Origin of the sequence: Gimesia panareensis (genome assembly GCF_007748155.1) — a bacterium.
Taxonomy (GTDB): Bacteria; Planctomycetota; Planctomycetia; order Planctomycetales; family Planctomycetaceae; genus Gimesia; species Gimesia panareensis.
The window spans coordinates 136,895-162,872 of sequence record NZ_CP037421.1 but is presented as its reverse complement, the minus strand read 5'-3'; the positions used below and the strand labels follow the sequence as shown (position 1 = coordinate 162,872).

General features: G+C 54.2%; 18 protein-coding genes. 4 read left to right on the top strand and 14 right to left on the bottom strand.

Features of this window, described 5'->3' with window-relative positions:
* Positions 1–695: 695 nt before the first annotated feature.
* From Enr10x_RS00675 to Enr10x_RS00640, 8 genes are all read right to left on the bottom strand, one after another.
* A complete protein-coding gene (locus Enr10x_RS00675; RefSeq protein ID WP_197996326.1) occupies positions 696–3,617 on the bottom strand; it encodes a carboxypeptidase regulatory-like domain-containing protein in 2,922 nt (973 codons plus the stop codon).
* A gap of 676 nt (positions 3,618–4,293) precedes the next feature.
* A complete protein-coding gene (locus Enr10x_RS00670) occupies positions 4,294–4,776 on the bottom strand; it encodes a hypothetical protein (protein WP_145102808.1) in 483 nt (160 codons plus the stop codon).
* Between the two features lie 57 nt (positions 4,777–4,833).
* Positions 4,834–5,316 carry a hypothetical protein gene (locus Enr10x_RS00665; RefSeq protein ID WP_145102806.1) on the bottom strand — a complete coding sequence of 161 codons (483 nt, stop codon included), beginning with the start codon at positions 5,314–5,316 and terminating at the stop codon, positions 4,834–4,836.
* A gap of 83 nt (positions 5,317–5,399) precedes the next feature.
* Entirely contained in the window at positions 5,400–6,452 is a 1,053-nt protein-coding gene (locus tag Enr10x_RS00660) for a carboxypeptidase-like regulatory domain-containing protein (protein WP_145102805.1), read from the bottom strand.
* 505 nt (positions 6,453–6,957) lie between these two features.
* On the bottom strand, positions 6,958–8,169 hold the full coding sequence (locus Enr10x_RS00655) for an IS4 family transposase (RefSeq protein ID WP_145110800.1): 1,212 nt from the start codon (positions 8,167–8,169) through the stop codon (positions 6,958–6,960).
* Between the two features lie 527 nt (positions 8,170–8,696).
* On the bottom strand, positions 8,697–9,383 hold the full coding sequence (locus Enr10x_RS00650; RefSeq protein WP_145447848.1) for a hypothetical protein: 687 nt from the start codon (positions 9,381–9,383) through the stop codon (positions 8,697–8,699).
* A gap of 42 nt (positions 9,384–9,425) precedes the next feature.
* Positions 9,426–9,956: a hypothetical protein gene (locus Enr10x_RS00645; RefSeq protein WP_145447847.1), complete on the bottom strand. Its 531-nt coding sequence runs from the start codon at positions 9,954–9,956 to the stop codon at positions 9,426–9,428.
* A gap of 85 nt (positions 9,957–10,041) precedes the next feature.
* A complete protein-coding gene (locus Enr10x_RS00640; protein WP_145102798.1) occupies positions 10,042–10,806 on the bottom strand; it encodes a hypothetical protein in 765 nt (254 codons plus the stop codon).
* Between the two features lie 557 nt (positions 10,807–11,363).
* On the opposite strand from Enr10x_RS00640, the gene Enr10x_RS00635 reads away from it, so the two are divergent.
* Entirely contained in the window at positions 11,364–13,778 is a 2,415-nt protein-coding gene (locus Enr10x_RS00635) for a DNA gyrase/topoisomerase IV subunit A (RefSeq protein ID WP_145102796.1), read from the top strand.
* 101 nt (positions 13,779–13,879) lie between these two features.
* Positions 13,880–15,811, top strand: coding sequence for a DNA gyrase/topoisomerase IV subunit B (locus Enr10x_RS00630; protein WP_145102794.1), 1,932 nt, complete (start codon positions 13,880–13,882; stop codon positions 15,809–15,811).
* A gap of 189 nt (positions 15,812–16,000) precedes the next feature.
* On the opposite strand, the gene Enr10x_RS00625 is transcribed toward Enr10x_RS00630, so the two are convergent.
* Positions 16,001–18,253: a hypothetical protein gene (locus Enr10x_RS00625; protein WP_145102792.1), complete on the bottom strand. Its 2,253-nt coding sequence runs from the start codon at positions 18,251–18,253 to the stop codon at positions 16,001–16,003.
* Between the two features lie 646 nt (positions 18,254–18,899).
* On the opposite strand from Enr10x_RS00625, the gene Enr10x_RS00620 reads away from it, so the two are divergent.
* Both Enr10x_RS00620 and xerD read left to right on the top strand, forming a co-directional pair.
* Entirely contained in the window at positions 18,900–21,167 is a 2,268-nt protein-coding gene (locus tag Enr10x_RS00620; RefSeq protein WP_145102791.1) for an ATP-dependent helicase, read from the top strand.
* A 141-nt stretch (positions 21,168–21,308) separates the two neighbouring features.
* Entirely contained in the window at positions 21,309–22,259 is a 951-nt protein-coding gene (gene xerD, locus Enr10x_RS00615; RefSeq protein ID WP_145102789.1) for a site-specific tyrosine recombinase XerD, read from the top strand.
* Between the two features lie 8 nt (positions 22,260–22,267).
* Here the strand turns inward: xerD and Enr10x_RS00610 are convergent, their stop codons facing one another.
* From Enr10x_RS00610 to Enr10x_RS00590, 5 genes are all read right to left on the bottom strand, one after another.
* Complete coding sequence (locus Enr10x_RS00610) at positions 22,268–23,209, bottom strand: DUF1559 domain-containing protein (protein ID WP_145447846.1); 942 nt, start codon at positions 23,207–23,209, stop codon at positions 22,268–22,270.
* A gap of 78 nt (positions 23,210–23,287) precedes the next feature.
* On the bottom strand, positions 23,288–23,701 hold the full coding sequence (locus Enr10x_RS00605) for a hypothetical protein (RefSeq protein ID WP_145102786.1): 414 nt from the start codon (positions 23,699–23,701) through the stop codon (positions 23,288–23,290).
* 12 nt (positions 23,702–23,713) lie between these two features.
* A complete protein-coding gene (locus tag Enr10x_RS00600; protein ID WP_145102784.1) occupies positions 23,714–24,331 on the bottom strand; it encodes a PulJ/GspJ family protein in 618 nt (205 codons plus the stop codon).
* A complete protein-coding gene (locus Enr10x_RS00595) occupies positions 24,331–24,786 on the bottom strand; it encodes a type IV pilus modification PilV family protein (RefSeq protein WP_197996325.1) in 456 nt (151 codons plus the stop codon). The genes Enr10x_RS00600 and Enr10x_RS00595 overlap by 1 nt, the downstream gene beginning before the upstream one ends.
* Positions 24,787–24,808: 22 nt before the next feature.
* Complete coding sequence (locus Enr10x_RS00590) at positions 24,809–25,921, bottom strand: type II secretion system F family protein (protein WP_145102780.1); 1,113 nt, start codon at positions 25,919–25,921, stop codon at positions 24,809–24,811.
* Positions 25,922–25,978: the final 57 nt, after the last annotated feature.

Below are 25,978 nucleotides of genomic sequence, written 5' to 3'. Positions count from 1 at the left end.
GGGCGGCCTGTCGATTCTGTCGGCGGTCATTTGATGGGTGATGTTGAGTACCTTATAGTCCGCCCCCTGCCCGTCACCGAAGGCGTACGCGAACTGCAACGTCAGATCCCGCGGCAGGTGGAAGATGATGCGTCCCTGTTCGTCGGTCTGTCCCGTTCCCCAGTTCCGGTAATCGGCCACCACGCCCGCCTGCGCATGCGGGATCGGTTTGTCGGTTGCATCGACCACGTGCAGTTCGACACGCCGGGCGGGCTGCAGTTTCAGTCGCAGATTTTTCCGTTCATAGCCCTGATCGGGCATGACCAGGGGCCAGGAATGTTGTGCCATCCGCTGTCCTGATTTCCCGACCGCCTTGAGGAAATGCCCGCGTTTATTCTGGAAGGGAACGCGGAGTGTGAACTGTCCCTGCTCGTTCGTCCTGGTTTCAACCTGTCCCTGTTCGGGATACATCCATGCGAAGGTGACTTTCGCATCGGGGGCGGGCTGGTCCTGTTCGTCGACGACGGTGCCTGTGATCGTCTGCTGCTGTTTGGCTGCGTGGAGTGTGACGGGAGTCAACAGCCCAGCCAGCAGCAACCAGATGCAGATCGATTTGAAATAGTTCATGAGAGCCGTGCTTTCTGTGAAGAACGTCATGCGTTGTCGGTGAGCTGCGGGCGACCACATAGGGTCGCCCCTACCCGCCATCAGCCAACTCAGTCCTGTTTCTGTTTCAGGGCTTCGACGAGTTCGCTGATTTCCATGCTGTTGAGGCGGATCGCGGTTTTCTCCAGCATTTTCTGGTAGTGTTCCCGGTCGCTGATTGAGCTGGGGAAGCCGATGTTTTGACCGTCCTCTTCGTCGTTATTACAGGTTGCCAGGATTTTGCCGTCGGCGTCCAGGATGGCCCACCAGGGGATTCCGCCTTGTGCGCCGGCTCGGAGTTTCTTCATGATTTCACTGGTGCCGGTCCAGCGGTGATCCATCTTGATCCAGATATAGTCGCGCTCCCAGATTTTGCGTTCCCGATCCAGGTAGAGGGAAAGCAGCCGACAGGGACCACACCAGGTGGCGGTTTCCTGCACGATAACGCGTTTGTTCTGTTCCTTCGCCTGTTTGAGAGCGGTTTCGAGTAACTCGTTGGCGTCGCGCGTCGGGTACTGATTGGCTTTGAGGAACTTGAGCAGTTTCTCCTGATTGATTTTGCCGTCGACGGTGAGCTCTGACTGCGTGATGCCTGCTAACTGTTTGCCGTGCGTGTCTGTGACCAGCAGTTCGAACTGCTGCGGGTCGAGTTTGAGGTTCCATTTGTCGGCGAGGGCCTGGGCGACTGCGCGTTTCTCGCCCGTGTCATTCACGGCCATCACCAGGAAGGAATAGAGCTCTTTGCGAACGTCCCTGTCTTCGTAGCGGAGCTTCATCAACTCTTTGATGGCTTTCGATTGGGGATCGCCGAAGAGCAACATGGGATACTGACTGGTGAGGCCGCCCAGGCGTTCGCTTTTTTGATAACGTTCGAGGGGCGTGCCTGTGACGCCAAAGGCGGAAGCGATGCGTTCATCGAGTGTGGGTGGGACATATGGTTTGGGCTTCGGCTGGACTTCGACTTCACCCAGATCGACCGGCTGGCTGTCTTTCACCTTCACTTCACCGGCCGTACGCCAGGAGATATTGGCCGGATTCTTGTCCCGGCGGATGACCAGCGAGAGATTGTACTTCTGCCCGACGACCAGATCCTTTAACTCAAAGCGTCCCACATCATCCGTGGTCACATTGCCCCCAAAAGCGGTTCGGAAGGCAGAGAAACGATCTTTACCCAGGTGGACTCTGACGCCGTATTGAAGTTCGCGGCCTTTCAAGGGTTCCCCACTGGCGCCGTCAATCAGAGTACCGAAGGCTGATCCAGAGGGCTGGAGGGGGATGGTCACAGTTTTGTCGTCCGGTCCGATCTCCACGACGCCTGTCAGTGTTTTATCTTTGTTGCAGGCATAGACGACTACCTTATGGGGTTCGCGTTCGACTTCGAAATTCCCTGCTTTGTTGGTGATGGCATGCATGTCGCGACCCGCGAGACCGTAGCGATAAATGCCGAAGATCGAAGCAGCAGGCACCGGCTGAGGAGGATTGCCTGCAACGACTGTGCCGTTCAAGATGCTTTTCTCCGGACGGACGGTATGGAAATTGAATTCTTTTTCGGTCTCTGCCTTGATATCAAATTTCTCGATCTTGTTTTGTGACGGGCCGCGCAGATCGAACTTGCCGGAGCCCACAAACAGTTCAAAGTCGCCGTTTTTATCTGTTGTTGTTCGTCGAACAACCATGGGCCGCACCCATTTCCGGCTCTTCTCCGGGTTCGGCAGATCGACGTTTTTCATATTGTTGGCGTCCTGGCCGTACTGGTAGGAGTAGATCGTCTGTCCCTCGACCGGCTGGTTGTCTTTGCCGGTCGTGACGCGACCATACAAACGGGTGGCGGGGCGGAGCTGGAAGTCGAGGCTGGTGCGAGGCTGGTCCGGCTGGAGGGCGAAGCCGGTTTGAGGCGCGGCGGCCCATTTCTGATTTCCGGCGGTCACCAGGTAAACCATGCCCGGTGGTGCCTCAATGGTATAGCGTCCCTGGTCGTCGGTAGTTGTTGCTCCGCGGAATGAATCGATCATGTAGCCTTCACCGGATGCAGATATTGGAATGCCTGCCGCCGGGGATCCATCGGGGAGAGAGACCTTGCCTGAGAGGGGGACGAGTTTCTGCAGGCGCATGGTCAGCTTGCCTTTGTCTTTCTCCGGGTCGTACATGGTGCGGAGGTGCGCGTATCCGTTCCCCCGGGGCCACATGGTAATGCGTGCCTGTTGCCAGTGCGGGATCCAGTCGAAATTGACCATGCCTGATTGATCGGTTTTCGCCTGAATCAGGTTATAGAAAAACGAGAGATTGACATCGCGGGGCTGACCTTCTTTGTTGAGATACCAGGGGGCGACTTCGACGCCGGGCAGCGGCTTACCGGCGCTGTCGACGACTTTGATTGACAGTGGCTGTGCGCCATCCAGGGTCAGGCGAATGGGATGGTCGGGGACCTCTGGCCGTTTGGCCTGCTGATCGCCGTATTGTTCGCGCGAGAGTTCATAAGACCGGTAGTCGAGACCGTGCCCGTCGCTGAACGCGAAGATGGTTTCAATATCCAGGTCCTGAGGCAGCAGGTAGGTTGTTTTGCCGGTCTGATCGGTCTGTTGCGAGCCCCAGCCGTGGTAATTCGCGAGCAAGGCCGTCGTGGCTCCGGGCAGGGGTTTTCCTGCACCATCTACTACTTCCAGGATCAGACGCCGCGGCGGTTTGAGTTGCAGGCGCAATTTGTCCAGAGAGGCATCCTCTTCGATGTCCTGCCAGGGGAGACGAAAATGCGCCATGTGGTTTTCGGGGCCGCTCACCTGGATGGTCTGACCGCGCAAGCGAAGGGGTTTACCTTTGAAGGTGAACCGGCCCTGGGCGTCGGTTTTCGTCTCAATATTGGAATTGTCGGGAAAGCTCTGTGCTGAGAAATCGATCAAAACCTGCGCATTGGCAACGGGCTTGTCCTGTGCATCGACGACAATGCCTTTGATAGTCAGTTCGGTCTCCTCAGCAGGCTCTGCGGCGTGTAACACAACGGGTACCTGCAGTGTTGATAACAGCAACAGGGAGCAGAGGAATCTGACGACGCGATTTTGTGAACGATTGAATGTGCAACGACTGAGCAGCGTCGAATGGACCATGGCAACAGAACTCGCGAGAGAGGAGAAAAGAACGGTTTCTCAGTTCACAATCCCCGGGTGTGCCTGAGCCCGGCTGGTGTGCTGGCCGGCGTGAGTGGTGATCCACTGACTGCGGAATCTGAGACGCTTTCCGCAGTTCGTCGCCGGCTCACTCGATGATAGCGGATAGGATACAGGGGTTCAAATCTTTTCTGCGATGGTGCGAGGATTCGGCGATGATGTGCCAATTGGATTGTCTGATTTCTTTTTTGCTGCCACGAAAAGCACAAAAGACACGAAATAATCGGGGAAGTGTTGGAGAGAACAGGGGTGATACCGGATGGAATCCGGCATTGCCGCAGGCAACAGGAGGTCGCAGAGCAGATAATGTAAAGAGTGGGTGCCTCGAGTTTGACTGATTGGGCTGCTCTGTGATTACTTGCGCGCGGGAGCTGCAACCTCCTGCTCGCTGCGCTCGGCCCGAATTGCATCCGGGCATATCCGGTTTTACTTGTATACTGGTTGATTCGATCACTGTTGGGCGAGCCAACAGTGCCACCCTGCCCGTTCGTCACAAAACCGGTGGAACTCACTGCAATGATTGAAAGAACTGCGTTGCCTGCTGGAACACCTTCTGATCTGTACTCCTGTCGGACTGACTGTTATAAGCAACCCGGGTTTCGCCCCCCTCCGGAATCAGAAAGACGCCCAACGCAGAGATCCACACGGCGTATTCCTGATGACACAGCGAGGTGAGTACGACCCGATCGCCGCAAGCCGGGACGCCCGGCTCCAGGCGTGACTGATAAGGGAGCTGTTTCAATTGCGTCACCAGTTCCTTGAGTTCCTGATTGACGTCGCTGGTGACGGGAGGGGGCAGCTCTTCTGTGGGATGATTGCAGCGTTCTACCCGAAGTTGGCAACCCTCCTGCAGGAGCGAGTCCAGTGCGGCATTGATGGAAGCCGTTTGTGCGCGGGCTTTCTGCATCTGGTGGTAACCGACGAATACACTCAACGCGGACAGCAGAATCAGCATCGACCAGGCGGTTTGTTTCTTGTTCCACGTTTTCATTTTTTGGCTACCACGAAAGGCGCGAAAGACACGAAATTAAACTCGAGGACAGGGGCATCACTCCAATGATTGAAAAAACCGTGTTGCCTGATCATACAATTTCCACTCGTCTACATTGGGATACTGACAGTAGTAGACATCATCGACATCGGAGTTTTCAGGAAAAAGAAAGACGCCAAACACGGAAACCCACACTGTGTATCGTTCGCGATTGACTGGTTTCAGAATGATCGCATCACCGCACATGGGAGGGCTGTATTCCTTGATCGATTCATATTCCAGTCGCCGCAGTTGAGTCAGGAGTGAATGCAATTCAGGGTTATGCCTGGTCGAGATAGATAGGGGTGTTCCAAGATCAAAATCATTCCGGTGTCCCACCTGGATTTCGAAGTCATCCTTGAGGTAAGAGTCCAGAACCGCGCTGGCTGTTCTCGTCTGTGAATGAGATGGTTGCCAGAAGCAGTAGCTGGCACTGGCAGCGACCACTCCTGAAAGAGCGAAAATGGCCCAGGCAGTTTGTTTCTTGTTCCACTTTTTCATTTTTTGCTACCACGAAAGGCGCGAAAGACACGAAAAATTGTGAATGTGTCCGGGACACCATGCAGGTCACTTTTGACAGGACGTCAGGGAGTACTCCCCTTTTCAGGTTCCTTTGGTTTGGGGCTCAATCGGACCGTTAAGGTGCCCTTGTCTTTGCTGGGTTCATATGTAATTCGGTGGGGGACGTATTCCTTATTTTTGACCCCAAAGTACATTCGTTGATTCTGCCAGTGGGGGATCCAGGCGAAAACGGTGGCTCCTGTTTCATCCGTAGGCTGTACGAGCTGCCGGGTTGCGTAGAACATGAGTGGCAGCGGCATGGGCAGAGGCTGGTCTGGTTTCCACAGTGACTGCGGCTCGAGGCCGATACCAGACAGCGGTTTGCCCGCGGCCGACTCGAGTTTGATTGTGAGGGGTTGTGCACCAGTGAGCGTCAGCCGAACCGGATGATCGGGAAATTTCGGGGGTCTGGCACCTGGTTTGTATTTCTCTTCCAGTTTGAGTCGATAAGCTCGATAGTCGGCCCCGTAACCATCGCGGAGGGCGACGGCATATTTCAGATCCACATCCGGGGGGACCTGAAACGTAATTTTCCCCTCATTGTCGGTCTTGCCAATCCCCCAGGTTTTCGTGAGGGCCTTGATGCCGGCAAGGGCCGCGGGAACCGGTTTGCCTTCTCCATCGACGACTTCCAGTGTGACGAGTTTGGGAAGTTTTAACTGCAGACGGAGGTTATTCAGGTCAAGTTGCTTTGATTTCCTCGTTGAAGGCCAGGGCAGGGAGATTTGTGCCATCCGGTTTTGGGAATCTTTCGCCTGCAGAGTCTGTCCCTGAATGTGCAGAGGCTCGTCGGTCAGGCTGAATCGCCCCTGGGCGTCGGTGGTGGTCTCGAGGTTGGGCAGGTTGAATTCGAACCAGTCACGTGATTCGATGAAGACCGTGGCCCCGACGACGGGCTGGTTGTGTTCGTCGACGACGGAGCCTTTGATCGTCTGCTGTTTTGGAATTCGGGGTTTGTCAGCGCGACTCTGTATTGGTGCCAGCAGAACGAGTGACAGGAACAGCGAATAAATAACAAAAGACGATCTGCAAACGTGAGTAGAGGCACATAGAAATATCGTGATGAGCAGGGACATGTCATCTGCACTTTTAAAAGAAGGAGCGATGTTTTCAGTTCACCATTCCGGGTGTGCCTGAGGCCGGAGAAGTGAGGTGCCGGTGTGAGCAGTGCTCAACTGACAGTGGTCTGTTGAGATCATACGCACTGTTCATCTCCGGCCTGTCTGATGATATCGGGTAGAATGGGGAGGTGCAAATTGTTTTAGGTGGGGGGGTTCTCTTATGGACGCAACACTGTCAGTTTCCTGCTCGCTGCGCTCGGCCCGAATTGCATTCGGGCGTACCTGGTTTTACTTTTATTACTGGTTGATTCGATCACTGTCGGGCAAGCCCAATACTGTTCGGTTCACGGTTTGCAGTTGATTGTGGATTGCAGCTTAACTCTTATGAACTGCATTTTTTAGAAGTTTTGTTTGAAGATCTCATTCAGTCATGGCTCATACACGGCTATGAAATCTTTCGAACAGCGCAGCATGAATCATCTCGTCACCAACAGTCAGCAGTCGGGCGAGGAGTCCTGTGCTATCTGGTTTCGTGGGATTGCAGACGGTTGATGTGGTTGATCAGATCATCCTCATCCGCCAGGCCACTGAAATAGAAACACAGCATTTCATATGTTCGGAGCGTCGGCTTTTTCCCTGTAATCAGACTGATTAACAGACAGGCGATCATCGCGCAATAAGTCTGTATCTGAATTCCCTGCGGGTTCTGACTCAGCAGGTGACGACAGCCAAGTACATGCTTTAAAAAACGAAAGAACAATTCAATTTGCCAGCGGTGCTGATAGATCAGCGCAATGATCTCAGCAGGCACGTCCAGCAGACTGGTTGCCACAACCAGATCCTGGCTTGCCCCCTCCCGTCTCCGTCCTCCCCGTTTAGGATGCGGAGTGACTTTGACAGTAATCCGACGCACCGGATGATCAGGGTGTTCTATTCTCCGTGACTTGGGAGACCCCAGCTGCCCTACCCGATCTTCCAGCACTCCCGCTGCCCTGGCCTCTGCGGTCAATTCACGGGATTCCTGTTCCACAAAAATGTGATCACCGCGAATTCGACACACGTAGCTGCTGCCGGCATTCACAATCGCATTAAACAGGGCATATTTTTCATAAGCACGGTCCAGGATGTAGCAACGATCTTTTTCCAGCACGTTAGTCAGCATGGATTTTTCATTACCTTCTTTGCGACCGGTGGCATCCGTCAGATCCATGCGTACCGGGATTCCCCGCAGTATTTCAAAATGAGTGTGCAGCTGCCAGCCTTTGTCCTGGCGGGTTGAAAAACAGGCCTGAGTGATCTGCGGCAGTGTTTTGAGGAACGTGCCATCCACGGCAGTCAGCGTCTGAGCCAGATCCTGGAGACGCCGATCCTGCGGCTTCTGGGCAGGCAGTTTTTCAATCAGTTCGCCTACAATTTCCCGCAGCAGTTCAGGGTCAAAGACCCGAACCGCTTCGGAAAGGGATCCCAGAGAAGACCGCGGGCAGCCCAGTTTTCGCTGGACTTTTTTGAGCTCACTGGCCTGCTGTAATCCGCGCAAAGAAGTCACGATCGGATTGAACAGGTACAGTAACTGCAGTGCGCAATACTGATCGTAAAACAGTTGCCGGTTACCGGCTTTGTCACGTTCAGTTCCCTCGGGACGCAGTCGCTTAAACAGCGGGAGAACCCGATCCAGATACTTAAGACCGGTGATGTCACAAGCTTCGATGCTATTAGTCTGTTGATTGGCCATGCTGATTCCTGTCGTTATGGCAGTATTCTATACTACCAGACGACAGTGCGCAAATATCGTGCCGAACAGTATTGGGGCAAGCCGACAGTGGCACACGCCCGCATCAACTGATGTTCTGCATTCTGCACAAAGGCACGTGGGGATCGGGACAAAATTTTGTCCAAATGTGGCCGGATTTTGTCCAGTTCCGGCCGGGATTTTGTCCCGCTTTGTCCTGTATTTTGTCCTGATCTGGCCTGCTCCGAGGGAGAGAACAATGCGAACGGGTGCGAAATGTTCCCGTGCAAAGTTGGTGAAAATCGACGGCGATTCAGGTGCCGTTGTGTCACTGGTTCCTCAGAAGCAGTGCAAGCGATACCCGCCTCGCGCGCGAGCCAGATTCGGACCAACATACGGGTCGGGACGTTCCGGTCAAGAGCAGGTTTGCACCCCGCTCAACAGACAGAGCCACTGCCTGAAGTTCAGGAGTGGCTCTGTGAGCTTGGGAACTGATGTTGACGAAAGCGGTTCTGATAGTGCGATCAGAATTATTTTTCGTAGGAAGCCTGGTTCAGCTTGGAAGGAGCAGGCGGTACTGCCGGTGATTCTTCCTGTTGCTGAGGAGCGGCTTCGGGTTGTGCTTCCACGGGAGCACCGGTGGAGTAGTAAACCGGTCCATTTCCGTAGTAGTGACCACGACAGTGTTTGCAGCCATGACCACGACAGGCGCGACAGTCACGCGTGTGGTACATGCTTGGATCCGGTGGCGGCGGAATCATGCCGGCCCGCGGTTGCCAGGTCGGTACACTCTGGTAGTAGAAACCGAGCTGGGTGGTATCGGTGGGCATGTAAATCTGCGGGTAGTTGGCCGGGCCGGTGGGGCCGGGCTGTCCCATGTACTGATTGGAGTAGTACCGCTGAAACTGCACCGGGGTGCGTTGAATCATTTGAGCAGACGGAGGACACCAGCCATGACCGGGTGAATGAGTACACTTGCGAAGGAACGCCTTGCCTTCGCGAGAAGAATAGTTGCGATAAACGCCGTCACCGTCATAGCGGTTTGAATAGCCGGGAGGGCAGTTGTAGCTGTATCCGCCACCCCGCACGTGATGACCGACCTGCTGGATCTGACCCGCGCCGGCGGTTGTATTCTCATCAGCACTTGCTGTCGCAGTATGGAGCATAACGCCGGTTACTGCCAGAATCGCAAGGCTTTGCACGCTTAAGATTTTCATATGAATCTTCCTGGAACCGATTAAGGCTACTGGGTTATTAAATTACTGAACGATGCGAGTGACCGGAGTAATACGGCTGGAGGGAATACCCCATCCGTAGTTGTAAGTCTGACGCACGGTGGGAGCCAGCGGTACAGCGACAGGAACGCCATAACCCTGAGCACCGTAGAGCTGTCCGTCGCGACCATCAAAGTAATAAGGATCGACGGCGTAGGTCATTCTGTAGTGTCCGAAAGGAGCACAACCCTTTCCACCACAACCGGTGGGGAAGAAATAACCGAATTTGCAACGGAAGAATTCGCGTAAGGAACCCCGTTTTCCGATGCCGGCGGAGGTCCGGCAGTGCGGACAGTCGCCACTCGGGCAAGAGGGACCATTCGAATAGGAGTAGACGTGGTTCTGTTTGCAGCCACATTTATCCTTGAGGTAGCCTACCTGTTGGATGGGCGAGGCCTGCTTCTGATTCAGTTTCAGGCTGCCCGGTTCACCTGCATGCAGGCCCTGGACAGAGAGGACTGTAACCATGCCGGCCACTGCGACGAGACCTGCGATTTTATAAGTCAACTTGTGCATTTTATAACTTCCTGATCGTATCTCTGAGTGATCCACTCAGCGTGATAAACGTTTTCCGGTTTCAACAACGCCCCTCGCAAGGCGGTTATCTCACCATAGGAGGAATGAACTTGGGGAAAAATCCGAAATCTGATTTGTACTTCACGTTGACGCGGGTGCCTTCCAGCTTCCAGCGTTCATGGGAACGCATTCCGAACGGAGTCCAGATCCAGCCCCCTTTGACGTTGTAGTAGTAAGGGCCGTACATGGCGGTATACTCGTGCGGATAGAGCATTTCCTGTGGGGCCAGTGCCTGGTTGGTGATAACCGTCCGTCCGACGTAATCGGGAATCCCGGGTTTGGGACTGGGATACATGGGAGCGGACAACTGCGGATAACCGGGCAGGACGTTCATGCCAGCCATGGAAGGCATGGGCTGAGCGGCCTTGTAATGTTTGTGGTCTTTGAAATGCCCGTGGCTGATCGGCCGCGCCTGGGTGGCATTTTCAAAGCGTGCAGGCGTAGAGGTAATAATCTGCGGCTGATTGCTGACCTGCTGGATATAGCCACGACTCGGAGCACGGCGTCCCAGTGTCGGTCGTCTGACTAACACTTTCTGGTTGGACTGCTGAGGGGCAGCCTGCTGCTCGTGAGCAACCTGTTTGACGTCGGCTGCCTGATCTTTGGAGCGGCTGAATGTTCTTTTGAACCAGCTGACCGGATTATATTTCGACGTTTTCGACTGGACTTCCTGCTGCACAACTGCATTATTGACCGCACCTGGTTCAGCAGCATGTAAAGCCGGCGCCATCAGAATAAACGCCGGTAACAGGCCTGTTAGCAGGGTTACCTTCAGACTCGTCTGAGCCATAACAATCCCTCCCTGGATTTTTATTGTGGTTGATCCACCAATGAGACTGTGCCGAAGGCTCGTCGGACCTCCGTCAGTCAACTATAATGTTCAATTGTCTTCTGTCTGAACCGGTACTGGTTCCTCGTTGTGGCTGAGTCATGTCACAAAGACCGAAGCAAAACCCGAAATGGATGGATTTTCACTTTTCAGAGTTCCGGTCATTTTTGTATGTTTCAATCGCCAGATCGCGACCCTCTCGAAAAGAAAGCCACTAGTCCAAATTTCGGCTGGCAGGAATCGTCGGAATGAGTCATTTTGTAACTACAGTGACGATTCGTCCTATTTTCCCGAATTATTGTCTATTTAACGGGTTACGAGTGGCCTTATCTGTTCAATAATCGTTTCAACAGATACAATCCTCAATGTTTTCACAAACAGCAAATTCGACACATTTTTCTTAAACTACCAGCGGAAATGACCCGAATTCTGAATAAGAAGCCTGCCCTGGAACGATAACCTGATGGTCGTCTGCAGACCGTCAGTCAGGTTGGGTAATCGAATTTTTGGAGAGACTCTTGGCGAAGCGCAAATCAGCCAGTAACGGCGAAGAGAAAAACACCAACGGACACGCCAGCGTAGAAACGGACCGCATTGAATATGTCCCCATCAGTGAAGTCACGCGGCGGCGGTATTTGAATTATGCCATGTCGGTCATCACCTCCCGCGCACTACCAGATGTGCGGGATGGCTTAAAGCCGGTCCAACGCCGGATCCTGTATGTGATGTATCACGACTTACGGCTGATGGCCAATGCGAAACCCCGTAAGTGTGCCAAGATCTGCGGGGATACGACGGGGAACTACCATCCCCACGGAGATTCGTCCGTCTATGACGCACTGGTCCGCCTGGCCCAGGACTTCAACCTGCGAAATCCGCTGGTCAACGGTCAGGGGAATTTTGGCTCGATCATGGGCCTGCCTGCCGCGGCCGCCCGTTATACAGAAGCCCGGCTGACCGGCATCGCCGAACACCTGATGAACGAACTGCGGTACCAGACCGTGGAGATGCGACCGAACTACGACGGGACCCGCGAGGAACCGGTCGTGCTCCCGGCCCGCTTCCCCAACCTGCTGGTGAATGGAGTTCACGGGATTGCAGTGGGGATGGCGACCAATATTCCGCCCCACAATCTGGGCGAAGTAGTTAAAGCCTGCACGCATCTGATCCATCATCCGGATGCAACCGTGGCCCAGTTGATGAAATACATTAAAGGTCCCGATTTCCCCCTGGGCGGGCGGATCGTCACGGATAAACGCTCGCTGACCACCGTCTATAAAGAGGGCCGCGGGCCGATCAAAATCCGGGGCGAATGGAAAATCGATACGGATAAGCGGGCGAAAACGAAGAATACCCAGCGGCTGATCGTCTATTCCGTACCTTATGGTGTCGAAACAGGATCACTGCTGTCGGAGATCGGCGGCATTGTCGAGACGCGCAAACTGCCTCAGCTGATGGATGTCGCCGATGAAACGGACGACAAGAACGGCTTGAAGATCGTCCTGGACATCAAACCGGATGCCGACCCCGAAACGGTCATGGCCTTCCTGTATAAACACACGCACCTGGAACAGAACTTCTCGGTCAACATGACCTGCCTGGTGCCCGACGATTCAGATGTCCTGGTGCCTCAACGGTGCGATTTACGGGAGATGTTGCAATTCTTCCTGGATTTCCGCTTTATCACGGTCCGCCGCCGATTCGAATATCAACTGGAACAGCTGGAACGCCGGATCCATATCCTGGAAGGTTTCGAGATCATCTTTAACGGGCTGGATAAGGCCCTGAAGCTGATTCGCGCCAGTAACGGGAAACAGGACGCCGCCAAAAAACTGATGGCGAATTTCCCTCTCGATGAAATCCAGACAATGGCCATTCTGGAACTGCAGTTGTATCGCATTTCGAAACTGGAAATCAATACGATCCGCGAGGAACTGGAAGAGAAGCAGGCCGAGGCGGCACGAATTCGCCGGATTCTGGCCTCTGACAAACGGCTCTGGAAAGTGGTCGAAACCGAACTCAAAGAACTGGGGGAAGAATTCCCCGAGAAGCGTCAGACGAAGCTGGGCTCTTCGGATGAGATTACCGAGTTCGATCCACAGGCCTACATCGTGCGGGAAAACACAAACGTGGTGGTCACTCGTGAAGGCTGGATCAAGCGTGTGGGTCGCCTGAAAACCAAAGGCGAAACCAGGGAGCTGGACAAGACCCGCGTCCGCGAAGGGGACAGCGTCCTGGACGTGGCACCGGGCAGCACGCTGGACCACGTGGTGTTCTTCTCCAGTGATGGCGTGGCCTATACGTTGCCGATCGAGCAGGTCCCGGTTTCATCGGGCTATGGTGAGCCGCTTTCCAAACATGCCCGCATGGGAGACGGAGCAAGCCTGGTGGCTGCGATTACAACAGACGCCCGCTTTACGCCGGAAGACAAAGCCACAAGGAAGCAGCCGATTCCAACGCCGCACGTGTTGATCGTCACCGAAAAAGGACAGATCATGCGGATTTCGTTCAGCCTGTTCCGGACGGCTTCCACGAAAGCGGGCCGAAAATACTGTCGGCTGGGCAAAGACGACCGGGTGGTCTACGCCGGCCTGGTGGAAGACGCGGAAACGATGTTCATCGCGACCAGAGATGCCCGCGTGTTACACTGCGAGATTGAAGAAGCAGCTCTGCTCTCCAATCCCGGAAAAGGGGTCAAGGGGATCAAGCTGGAGAAAGGGGACACCGTAATGGGAGCCCTGCAGTTGACGCGGCCCAGCGACTGTCTGCGGGTCATCAATACGGGTGGCAAAAAAATGACGTTTGGCCAGATGAAGTATGGCGTCACCTCCCGGGGCGGCAAAGGTGTTAAGACCAGCCAGCGAAGCGGGTTTGCCGAGATCCTCTATCCGCCAATCGAAGTGGTGGACTGGGACGAAATCGAAGATGAATAAAGCTGAAGGTGACAAATTCATCTCCAGTATCCCCTTTTCGGCCCCCACATGATATCATTTCTGTTTGAAGCAAATACAAGAGAAGACGACCAGTAAATATTATGGCAACAGCAGCAAAATCATCCGACGCTAAAAAATACTCCGCCGACGACATTGAAGTTCTGGAAGGGCTGGAAGCGGTCCGCAGGCGCCCTTCGATGTACATTGGCGGCGTCGATATTCGCGGTCTGCACCACCTGCTCTGGGAAATCGTGGACAACTCCGTCGACGAGTATCTGGCCAACGAAGCCGATACGATTGTGGTCACGCTGCACAAAGACGGTGCGTCCTGCAGCGTGAAAGACAACGGTCGCGGGATTCCTGTCGACAAACATACCAAGACCAAAAAATCGGCCCTGGAACTGATTCTGACAACCCTGCACGCCGGGGGTAAGTTCTCTGACAAGAACTACGCCCGCAGTGGCGGTCTGCACGGGGTAGGTTCGTCGGTGGTCAACGCGCTTTCCTCGGAGATGGTAGCGACCGTCTACCGCGACGGTCACCAGTATGTACAGCGCTACAAAAAAGGGAGACCGACGACTCCAGTCAAGAAAGTCAAACCGTTCCGCGGACACGGGACGGAAATCCATTTCCGCCCGGACGATTCGATTTTCCGCCGCGTGCATTTCAATGCCGATACGATCCGCCAGCACCTGGAAGATATCGCTTTCATTCATGGCGGGTTGAAAATCACGTTCAAAGACGAAGTCAAAAAAGAGACTTACGAACTGTCTCATCCGGAAGGGATTCGCGGTTACCTGGATAAGCTGGCCACCGAACAGCAGAAGAAACCGGTTCACGAACAGCTGTTCTACGCGGAAAAGGATGACGAACAGATTCGCGTGGAACTGGCGCTCAAGTGGACCGACGCGACCGACGAACAGGTTCGCAGTTATGTGAACGGCATCCGCACCCACGCCGGGGGAACGCACGAGAGCGGCCTGCGGTCGGGAATCGCGAAGGCCGTCAAGAACTACATGGACGTGCACAACATCAAGCACAAGGGGCTGTCGATTTCGACGGACGACATCCGGGAAGGCGTGCTTTGCCTGATCTCGGTGTTCCACAATGATCCGATGTTCCAGGGTCAGACCAAGGAGAAGCTGAATAACCCGGAGGTGAGCAGTTTCGTCGAAGGGATCGTGCGCCCGCTGCTGGAAACCTGGTTGAACAACAATCCCAGCATCGCCGATGCGGTGGTGGGGCGGATCGTACTGGCGGCCCGGGCCCGGATGGCCAGCCGCGATGCCCAGAAAGAAGTGCGGCGGAAGACGCCCTCCAATCGCAAGTCGACCCTGCCGGGCAAGCTGCTGGACTGCCGGTCCAACAAGCCGGAAGAGTCAGAACTGTTCCTGGTGGAAGGTCTGTCTGCGGGCGGCACCGCTGCGATGGGCCGTGACAGTCGCATTCAAGCCGTACTGCCGTTACGCGGGAAAGTCCTGAATACGGAAGCGATGGCGATTTCCAAGATGATGAATAACCAGGAAATCAAAGACCTGGTCGAAACACTGGGGACCGGCATCGGTGCGAATTTCGATATCCGCAACCTGCGTTACGACCGGATCATCCTGCTGATGGATGCCGACAGCGACGGTTACCACATCAGCACGCTGCTGCTGACGTTTTTCTTCCGTCACATGATGGAGCTGATCCGACAGGGCAAGCTCTTCCTGGCACAGCCGCCGCTGTACTGCATCAGTGTGGGGACGGAGAAATATTACGCCCAGGATGATGTCCAGAAAGAAGAGATCATCGAATCGCTTCCCGCGAACCGCAAATACGAAATCGGTCGCTTTAAAGGTCTGGGTGAAATGACGGCTAAAGAACTGAAAGAGACCACCCTGGATCCGAAGCATCGAGTGCTGCTGAAAGTCGATATCGACAGCCAGCTGGACGCGGATGCGACGTTTGCCCAGCTGTTCGGTAAAGACGCCAGCCAGCGGTATGATCTGATCATGGAAGAAGCGATCGAAGCGGATGACATCGATTATTGATCGAGGCGTCAAAAACCGGGGTTGTCTGAGCCGCGCCGTTGCCGATACTGAGTCTCTTCGTTGAGGATGACGTTCCCGGTATCAGGGCCTGGCTAAAGAATGAGCATGACCGTCGCGCAAAGAAAAACGGGAGGCGAATCTGACGACTCGCCTCCCGGCTTGATTTCAGCTCAGTTTAACACTGGCGGTTTATTTCACCGAGGCAGTTTTTTCGACTGCGGGTGGCAGTTCTGCTTCGTTCTTTTCGACGGTCAGATCGTTGCCGACGGTTACCGTCAACCAACCATCATTGGCATCGATTCCAGTGATGTGCAGATAGACGGTCCGGTTTTCCAGTTTGGCTTTGACCTGAGCGTCTTCCGTACGATCCGGAAATGCTTTTTCCATTTTGCTGCGAACGACACCAGCGCGGGCGATCTGAGCGGCAACGCTCTTGGGACGCTCGACGGGAGAAGACTTGACGGTTCCCCGTGTGATGCTGATCTTATCGCCCTCAACCTTGAAGTGCAGAGGAACGGTGATTTCCTGAGTCGGAACGGCGGTTTCGCCTTTCTGCTCAAATCCACAGCGAAGGATCAGGTTGAGAGTATTGTTGCTGATCTTAACCCGGATCGGATCATGATCATCGAAAGCCAGAATGTTGGGACCTTTATCCGGATCAACGGGCGGCCGCTCCAGTTTGACTTTGCGGTCCAGCACGTCGGCAATCGATTTTTCGAATTCGGTAATCAGATCCTGATCCGAAATTTTCTTGCCTTCCAGATTCATCCGGGAGAGGCTGTTATTCATCACCGATTCGTGCAACTGCAGGACGACGCTCTCGTCAGAAGAGATCGAGAGTGGCGGCGAGTTGGCAGCCAGTTCTCCGGTGTCCATCAGACGGGTGCGAATATAAAGGTGAGTGTCGGTAGAAGCGTAGCTGCGGGCAGACGGGAACAGGCCGTTGTCACGCAGACGCTTATTGAGTTTCTGACCCACTTCTTCATTGGCTTTGGTGATGCGTTCGTCGACTTCTTCATCAAAGCGGGGGCGAACCCGATCCCGAACACGCTGAGCAGCAATCGCTTCGGCTTCAGGACGTTTTTCTTCCGTACGGCGGTAAGCCATGTTGCGTCCCAGGCCGGCCAGCAGCGGGATGCCATCCAGCTTGGTGGAAGCACCGACGGTGGTGTTATTGGCCTGTACTTCAACCCAGGCAGGCTGCGTGGTGAACAGGTCGCCGTTGAAATTGATTTCTTTGTTACCCCAGATCTGGTGATGACCGGAAGTATAAATGGTTGCCTGGCTGGTCTGACCGGAAGTTTCGCTGTTGGTGAAACCACTCAGTGTCAGATCAAACCGGAGCGTCGAGTCGCTGGGTTTGAAGTCCACACCAACTTCGGTGGTGGTTGCCTGGTTTCCGGTAACGTAGGCACCAAGAATGCAGTCGACAACAGGACCGGTTTCACAGGTGCTGTCTTTGATCAGACGGTTCATGAAGTCTTCAGCGACCATGACCCGCAGGTTGTAGTTAAAGTAGTTATTCCGCAGAGCAGTCGTCAGCGGCTCCAGGCCACCTGCCAGTTCTGCACGCAGCAGAGCATAGGCTTTGCGGGCTTCGAATGCGTACTTGCTGTTCTGGGTGGCTTCGTATTCTTCCAGGTTTTCCACCAGGGCTGCCAGTTCTTCACGAACCTTTTTCTTATTGATCTGGGTTTTTCCGGGCTTGGATTCTGCCAGGAATGCTTTGATTGTTTTTTCCAGATCTTTGAACTGAGCACGGTTGAAGAATTTCCGCTGCTCTGCATCTTCCAGGGCACCGCGGTTTTCAAATTTGCTTTTCAGTCCTTTAAGCAGATCCATCAGTTCGACTTCGGAGTAGCTGTTTTTCAGCTCTTTCTGCAGTTCGTTCAGCTGCAGGTAGTCGACCCAGCCGTTTCCATTCTGCAGGGAATCCAGGTATTTTTTGAGGGATTTGGCAGCCTTGGCGATCTGATCCTGTTTGGCTTTCATCTGGGCGGCTTTGACGGTCGCGATGTTGACGTCCAGAGTTTTCAGGACGGCATCAGCGATGTCAACGCGACGCTGCAGACTGCTGCAGTATTCTGCCAGAGCAGGCTGACCTTTGGCGGCATCGATCTTGCCCTGCAGTTTGGCGAGCGTCTCTTTCTGCTGCTTGAGAGTCAGATCTTCTTCGTACAACTGTCCCAGCAGGTTAGAAACCTGCTCGCTCCATTCGACCCATTTTCCTTCGAGACCTTCGGGGGCCTCGGCAATTCCTTCAGGAACTTCGGCTGGCAAGATGCCTTGCAGTCCGACATCCTCTGTAGCTGGCTTCTTGTCTTCGACAGCCAGGGTGGTTGTGACAACCAGCGCGAGGCTGGCGATACCCAAAACAGCAAAACTGACCATACCATAATAAAGCGGGCTTTTTCTGGTTGGCTTGGATTCCTTGAGAAGCATGTCTGATCGCACTCCGTCGGCAAAAGGACTCGAATCACGGTGGCCACCGTTAACCGGAAACAGGGCCTGTAGGGCCCGCATTCTCGTGTGTTGTGGTGGAAACTACCGTTGTAAAATAATTTATCGTCATTTACCGGGCGGGAGTGTGTTGAATTCCTACATCCCCACCGGCATTCAACTAAACCAGTTTCATAACCTGCAAAACCCTGTCTGGAAGCAGTTTCCAGCAATAGAATATTCCACAGACCGAAATCTGGCGTTTTTTATTGGAGCAACTTTGAGCCGAAAACCCTGGGCAAAACCCCCATACTCTAGAACCGTCAGAGTCTGGAGAGGTCAGGAGAGTTTCAGATCATCATTCCTTCTCAGCGCAGTCTAGTAGACCCGCAAATATTGTGCAATCAACCAAAGCAACTTGAACTCACAACATTAACAAAACACACAAAGGTTCACTATTATTTCGAATTCTGGTCCAGTTTCTCAAGTCTTTTTTGCCTCTGATGTAAAATCGTCGTTAAAACAACCTGTTTCTGTCCCCGATTGCCAGGAATCCGTGACGGTTCGATTTGGAATTTGAGCCGCCTCCCCTTACAGTGATGAATTCAGAAACGGAACTCAAACAGATTCGACAGAAAAGGATTTTGACTTGGATTTTCAGCAGGTCCTGACACCAGCGCAATATGCTGCCGTCACCCATCACCAGGGTCCACTGCTGGTGCTGGCAGGCCCGGGGTCCGGCAAGACGCGCGTGATTACGCATCGGATCGCTTCACTGATTCAGTCAGGTGTGTCCGCCAATCAGATCCTGGGGATTACCTTCACCAACAAAGCGTCGGATGAAATGAGCGAACGGGTGCAGCAGCTGATCCCCGGGATGCGCGTGGAAATTTCGACCTTTCATAAATTCTGTGTCAAAATACTGAGGCGGTATGGCAGAGCCGTCGGTCTCGACAGTAACTTCTCAATTTTTGATACGACCGATCAACAGCAGCTGATTCGCTACGTGCTTAACGAATTAGATATCGATACGGTGGCCTACAATCCCTCCACGATCGCCGGCATGATCAGCCGGGCGAAAAATGATCTGATCACGGCAGAACGTTATGCGGAGGCGTTTCAGGAATCGATCGGCGATCACCTGCAGGCAGTCGCGGCGCGCGTCTATCCGGTCTATCAGAAACTGCTGCTCGAATCGAACGCGGTCGACTTCGACGATCTGCTGCTGCATGTCGCCAGCCTGCTCAAGGGATCTCCCGAACTGCGGGCCACGCTGGATGAACGCTATCAATATATTCTGGTGGATGAGTACCAGGATACCAACCTGGCCCAGTACCAGATTGTGATGGGACTCTCGCTCAATACACGCAACCTCTGTGTGACCGGCGACCCGGATCAGTCAATCTACGGCTGGCGTGGTGCCAAGATTGAAAACATTCTGCAGTTCGAACGGGACTTCCCCGACTGTAAAACGATTCGGCTCGAACAGAACTTTCGCAGCACCAAAGAAATTCTGCGTGTCGCCGACAGCCTGATTGCGCATAACCAGAAACGGAAAATCAAAACGCTGTTCACCGAAAACCCGGAAGGCTCGGCAGTCGAACTGCTGACTTATAATGATGAGCGACAGGAAGCAGAAGAGATCGCCCTGCACATCCGCCGCGCTGTTGACCGGGGTGAATTCGAATATACCGACTTCGCCATCTTTTATCGGGTGAACTCCCTCTCCCGGGAACTGGAGCTGGCGCTGGCGCGGCATAAAATTCCTTATCAGCTGGCGGGCAGCGTCGCGTTTTATGAACGGACCGAAGTCAAAGACCTGCTCTCTTACCTGAAACTGATCAACAACCCGGACGACCGTGTTGCATTTTCCCGGATTGTCAATAAACCCCTGCGGGGCATTGGCAAAACGACACAGAGAAAACTGATCCGCTGGGCGGACGAAAAAGGAATCAGCCTGCTGGAGGCGGCACACCAGGCAGCGGACTGCCCTGCTCTCTCGAAACGAGCTGCAACGATGGTCGCCCGTTTCGCCAAAATGATTTCCGGATTTTCTCTGGCTGACTCCGGCTCTGTGGCCCAGCTGATGGAACTGGTCATCGACAGCACGCGATTGATCGACAGCTGGAAAGAGAGCCCCGACGAAGAAGACCAGCAGCGGATCGCCAACGTGAATGAGCTGGTCTCTACTGCGCGAAAGTACGATCAGATCTTTGGAGATGAAACAACGCTCGAAGGCTTCCTGGAAGTCAGTACCTTGGCCAGTGCCACCGACCAGCTGGATGCGGAAGCGGGACAGGTGACGCTGATGACACTGCATGCCGCCAAAGGGCTGGAGTATCCGGTCGTCTTTATTATCGGTGTCGAACAGAACCTGATTCCCCACGAGCGGGTCCTCCGCGAAGAACTTCGCGACGGACTGGAAGAAGAGCGGCGACTGTTCTTTGTGGGTATTACCCGGGCCGAACAGTGCCTCTATCTCACCCAGACGCGGGAACGTTCGCTCCGCGGTCGACCCTGGCGGACAATTACCAGTGACTTCCTTAAGGAGATTGATGTTGAAGTCAAAGACATGACCGATTTTCTGGGTGAGCATCGCTCGCACTTTGATGATTTCGTTGAATCCGTCAAACGGGGTGACATCGATACCGAAGCACTGAAGGCGGCAGCTCCTCAGAAGAAGCCTCTGCTGATGACGGGGGCCGACTTGCTGAAGCAGACCCCCGAAGCCGCAGATGTGCCGCAGGGTTTCTCAGTCGGGATGCGCGTGCGTCACCCCCGCTATGGGGTGGGCACCGTGATGGGTATCAGCGGCTTTGCCCGCAAACGGATGGTGACCGTCCTGTTTGACGATATGGAAGAAGGACAAACCTTCGTCGCCGCACATTGCCCCTTACAACCGTTGGGACTGCGCTAACCGGCCCCCTGTTCAAGGCAAGCGTCGCTTCCTTCCGATAAAGCCACTGGTCCCCGCTGCGCCGTCTGTTAAACATGAAGTAGTACAGACTTACTTCAGAGCAGCAGCCACGTTGGCCTCCATCAGAATCGAAGGACTTGCATGCCACCTCGAAAGCGACCGCCGGCAAATTCAAAATTCCGGATGCGGAAACCGGCCGATCCCGGCGTGCACCTGGAACCGTTCCTGAATTACCTGGAGGCGGAATGCGGGATGGCGGCGAATACCGTCACTGCCTACCGTTCGGATGTTGTACAGTTTCTCGACTGGTACCGCAGTCAACCTGCCACCCCCCTGAGCCAGGTCGACCTGAAATTTCTGAGCGGGTATCTGCAGCAGCTCAACAAACGCCGGCTGGCAGCGACGACCATTTCCCGTCACCTGGTTTCGATCAAGCTGTTTTTTCGCTACCTCGTGCTGGAAGGGGTATTGGCGGAAAGCGTAGCCGATCTGTTGAATTCTCCCAAGCTCTGGAAATATCTGCCGAAGGTATTGAGTCCGGAAAAGGTGAATGAACTGCTGATGGCACCCTGCAATGCCGACCGCTACCCACTGCGGGACCGGGCGATTCTGGCGATGATGTATGCTACCGGCTGTCGTGTGAGCGAGATCGTGAATCTTCCGCTGGACTCTGTCAAACTGTCGGAAGGTTATGCCCGCTGCGTCGGAAAAGGGAACAAGGAACGCATGGTCTCACTAAACCCGGTCGCGGTCGCAGCCGTGGAAGCATATCTGAGACATGAGCGGCCCACACTCTCCAAACGAAATCTCGCGGAGCAGGCATTGTTCCTGGGTCGGGGTGGCAAGCAGCTTTCCCGGATCATGGTCTGGAACATCGTCAAGAAAAACGCGGCCCGGGTTGGCTGCAGTAAAGAAGTCAGCCCGCATACGTTGAGACACAGTTTCGCGACCCACATGATGGCCGGCGGTGCCGAAATCCGGGCGCTGCAGGAACTGCTGGGGCACGCCAATATCCGTACGACCCAGATCTATACCCACGTGGATCACAGCCGCCTGAAAGCGGTGCACCAGATGTATCATCCCCGCGGTTGAAACGACGGTTAGAACTTGCCTTTCATCAGCTTGCCGTCCGCACGGTTCCCCATTTGCTGAAACAGGGGTGCGTCGATATTCTCCGAGATGAAAATGACTCTGCCATCTCCGAAAGCGAAATGAGCGCCCCCCACATGGAAACTGCCAAAGCCTCCCATCTTGAGCAGCGGGTCGATCTCAGGCTTTTCGTCTGAGTCTTCTCCCGACTGGCCCGTCTTTGTTCGAGGCGAACCGTAGAACCCGCCTTGTGCCTTGCCATAATTCAGAGAACCGGTATTTCGGATTGAAGCCGACGTACCTGACAGCCAGCCCAGACTATTCTCATCATAATACAGTTCGCCGATAAAGATGGTATTCGAACTGCCGTCCGTAATCTGGTCGTACCGGATGCTGCTGTTGAGAAACATCACACCGTTATTCTTATTGTCCAGCGGCGCTTCGCTGCCGTTATAACAGGCACCATAGTTGGTCTGATAGAGTTCTAATCCATTTTCCGACCGGGAGCGCAGCGGATTGTCCATCGGGTCAGACGGGCACCGAAAAACCTGTAACCGCAGGCTGCGGACTTCCTGATTGTCGGTCGCATAGACGCTCTGTTTGAAATCAATATTTTCGAACACCACCGGCTGATCCAGATAGGGCAACATACCGGACAGCCAGCTCATGTGATAGCCCTTGGGTTCATTTTTAATGGGACCGGTTTCGTTGTAGACGCCGGCAGGCAGCACTTCGTACGCCATTTCGTAATTCTGCAGAGCCAGACTGATCTGCATCAGGTTGTTTTTGCAGGTCACCCGCCGGGCCGCTTCCCGTGCCTGCTGCACGGCGGGCAGGAGCAGCGCGATCAAAATCGCGATAATGGCGATGACTACGAGCAGCTCAATCAATGTAAAGCCACGTGGTTCGCGATCGCGAAAAGTGCGGAATCTGAAAGGAACTTCGTTTTTCATTTTCATTCCCCGGATTGTCGATTCAATGATGATAAATAATGCATGCTGAGTGTTCTATTAATAAAGGATGAGTACTTTTTATAAGATGATTTTCCTGGTCCGGGTCACGGTAAACGTCGTGTCTTCCGGATAATGTACGCGGGCCTCAATCGACAGCCGCTCTGTCCTGGTAGCGGGTTTGAGTTCAATTTCTGCAGACGCCTCATAGTGCGTCCCCAGATCCTCAGAACTGATCTCCCAGATTTCGCCCCGGTAGTCCGGGTTCTTCAAACGTTGTTCAACCGCGCGCTCCAGTGCCGACTCTGCCAGCCATTCCGCCTGAACACGAAACTGTTCCCGCATGACCTGTCTGCGTTGCGTGAGAGCCGACTTCAACAGAGAGGCCAGCAACATGGTAATGATCAGCAGACAGACCATGACCAGGATCAAAACGGCTCCGCGACGGGACGCTCTCAGATTCATAACGGTCTGTCGATAACATGTATTCTGCATAGGTTTGACCTGTCAGTTCGTCTGGTTTGTTTCTTTTTCCGGTTGTTGAAAACGAATTTCTGCGAGACGGTAATCATGTCCAATCGTGGAACGAATGGAAAATTCATGAGACACCAGTCGCTGACTGCCTGCTGTTTTTTTTCCTCGTACTTCCAGCGACAACTGCGGGTCGGGTTCCCGGATCCTGATCCCGGCCTGGTTCAGACGTTCCTGTCGGAAAAAGTACGCCTGGCTCCCTTCGGGGAAGAAGAAGGTATCCTCATGAAGGGTTTTCCCCTGTCGGCTGACGATGCGAAAAATGCGGAACGCTTCAATTCGCCAGGTAACCTGTTCCTCACCGGGCTTGTCGATGATCAGCGTTTTCGCGTCGGTATCACTCTCCGGTCCCAGTTTCAGCTTTTCCGCGGCGTGGATGTCTGATCGAAACAGGCGCGAGAATCGTTGAAAGGAAGCCCCCAGCCAGGCTGCCTGACTGGATTCCCGCTCTGCCCGCATGACGGTATGCACCGTGGTCATACTCAGTCCCATGAGTAATGTCGCGATCCCCATAGCGACCACGACCTCCACCAGTGAGATTCCCGGTGGAATACCATGTTGCCTGATCGAAATAAACAAACTACGTCGCCGCATTACTTCTGATCCTTCGGGCCGACCCAGGAAGTTAACCGTACCGGCTGGATTTTGAGATTCCGCGCATCCTGCCAGCCTAACTGAATCTGAATTCTTTTCATCAAGGGAAGATCCTTTGTCTCCAGGATCTGAATCTGCAAGTCTGCCTCGGGGAGCTGCTGCATGACATTTTCCGAGATCACAAATTTATCGACCGTCGGCTGGTTGATCTGACGGTAAGGCAGAGCAGCCACGCGCTCCATCAGATTTTCCACTTCCACCAGCGCCACCTGTCGCTGTTCGGTCTGTTTCTGTTCGCGATGCACCCAGTAGAGAGATGGCACCACGATCATGAACACCGTCGTCAGCAGAACACCCGAGACCATCATTTCGACCAGAGTGAATCCGTGACGTGGTTTATGTTCCAGCCGATTGGAGGCTGGCAGATTCTGTTTCTGATGATTCTGTTTACTCACAATTCAACCCATGCCCGAGGGGTTATGCCTGAGAGCTGATGACACTCACAAGCGGAAGAAATAGACCAATCACAATGATGCCCACCAGGGCTCCCAGCCCCACAATAAACGCCGGTTCCAGATATTCGCGGAGCAGCATCATCCGGTAGTTGATCCGCCTCTCAATACTTTTCGCGATCGCCTTCAATGCCCAGCTGAGGTTTCCCGCCCGCTGCGCCGACTGCAGCAGACGGACTTCACTGGGCGTTAACAGGCTGTAGTCATGCAGCGCCGTCCAGCAGTCGTTCCCCTTATGTACATCCTGCAGGATTGCTTCGAATCGTTCCGCCAGCAGGCGGTTACTGGAGGTATGCGCCAATGTCTCGAACGCACCCATTAGTGGGCGCCCTGACTCAGTCGTGACATGCAGAAAGCGTAACACATCGGGCGCCCTCCCCCGTGGATAGATCAGACCATAGACAAAAGCGGGTCGCCAGCCGTTCTCCAGAAATCGGATGCGGATCAATATTTTCTGCGCAATCCACAACAGAAAAATCGCCACGATCGGCACCCAGAAATAATTTGCGGCCAGATCAAAGGCCTCAATAATGCGCTGCGTCAGGCTCGGTAACTCGACATTGAAATCGTAAAAGATTTTTTTGAATTTGGGGATGATCCAATAACCGATAAACAGCATGATCATAAAGAGCACCAGACAGACCGCCAGAATATATAACAGTACGCCGGTGCTGGTTCGCACGCGTTCCGACCGTTGCTCCATACAGACTTCCGCAGCCAGCGAGAGTGCGGAGGGAAGTGTTCCCGATTCTGCCCCTGCCTTGATCAGAAAAAAGGCATTCGACGGGAGCAGGTCCGGAACTTTTTCGATCGCGTCTGCCAGCGGAACACCACTGCGCAGCAGGTCAATCAGACGCGAGACCTGGAAACGCCAGCGGCCATGAATGTCCTTTTCAAAGGCTTCCAGAACGTCAATCAGTGACAACTGCTTTTCGGTGGCAACCGCCAGAATTCTGAGGAGTGCCATCTGTTGTGAATGCGTCACGCGTCCCAGGAACCAGCGCGGCCTGTGGAAGATGGGACGGCTCCCCCAGCGCCACAACTGATCCAGAGATTGAAAACGGGACGGCTTATTCATCGACAGGAGGTCACTCTCAAAAGGAAATAGATTCAGGAAAAGGGGCTGGCCTGCACT

Bases quoted from the DNA above. Each gene is read 5' to 3' on its own strand.
- Enr10x_RS00670 (WP_145102808.1), bottom strand. From the start codon at position 4,776: ATGAAAACGTGGAACAAGAAACAAACCGCCTGGTCGATGCTGATTCTG.
- Enr10x_RS00625 (WP_145102792.1), bottom strand. From the start codon at position 18,253: ATGCTTCTCAAGGAATCCAAGCCAACCAGAAAAAGCCCGCTTTATTAT.
- Enr10x_RS00660 (WP_145102805.1), bottom strand. From the start codon at position 6,452: ATGTCCCTGCTCATCACGATATTTCTATGTGCCTCTACTCACGTTTGC.
- Enr10x_RS00590 (WP_145102780.1), bottom strand. From the start codon at position 25,921: ATGAATAAGCCGTCCCGTTTTCAATCTCTGGATCAGTTGTGGCGCTGG.
- Enr10x_RS00605 (WP_145102786.1), bottom strand. From the start codon at position 23,701: ATGCAGAATACATGTTATCGACAGACCGTTATGAATCTGAGAGCGTCC.
- Enr10x_RS00655 (WP_145110800.1), bottom strand. From the start codon at position 8,169: ATGGCCAATCAACAGACTAATAGCATCGAAGCTTGTGACATCACCGGT.
- Enr10x_RS00650 (WP_145447848.1), bottom strand. From the start codon at position 9,383: ATGAAAATCTTAAGCGTGCAAAGCCTTGCGATTCTGGCAGTAACCGGC.
- Enr10x_RS00610 (WP_145447846.1), bottom strand. From the start codon at position 23,209: ATGAAAAACGAAGTTCCTTTCAGATTCCGCACTTTTCGCGATCGCGAA.
- Enr10x_RS00630 (WP_145102794.1), top strand. From the start codon at position 13,880: ATGGCAACAGCAGCAAAATCATCCGACGCTAAAAAATACTCCGCCGAC.
- Enr10x_RS00600 (WP_145102784.1), bottom strand. From the start codon at position 24,331: ATGCGGCGACGTAGTTTGTTTATTTCGATCAGGCAACATGGTATTCCA.
- xerD (WP_145102789.1), top strand. From the start codon at position 21,309: ATGCCACCTCGAAAGCGACCGCCGGCAAATTCAAAATTCCGGATGCGG.
- Enr10x_RS00645 (WP_145447847.1), bottom strand. From the start codon at position 9,956: ATGCACAAGTTGACTTATAAAATCGCAGGTCTCGTCGCAGTGGCCGGC.
- Enr10x_RS00640 (WP_145102798.1), bottom strand. From the start codon at position 10,806: ATGGCTCAGACGAGTCTGAAGGTAACCCTGCTAACAGGCCTGTTACCG.
- Enr10x_RS00665 (WP_145102806.1), bottom strand. From the start codon at position 5,316: ATGAAAAAGTGGAACAAGAAACAAACTGCCTGGGCCATTTTCGCTCTT.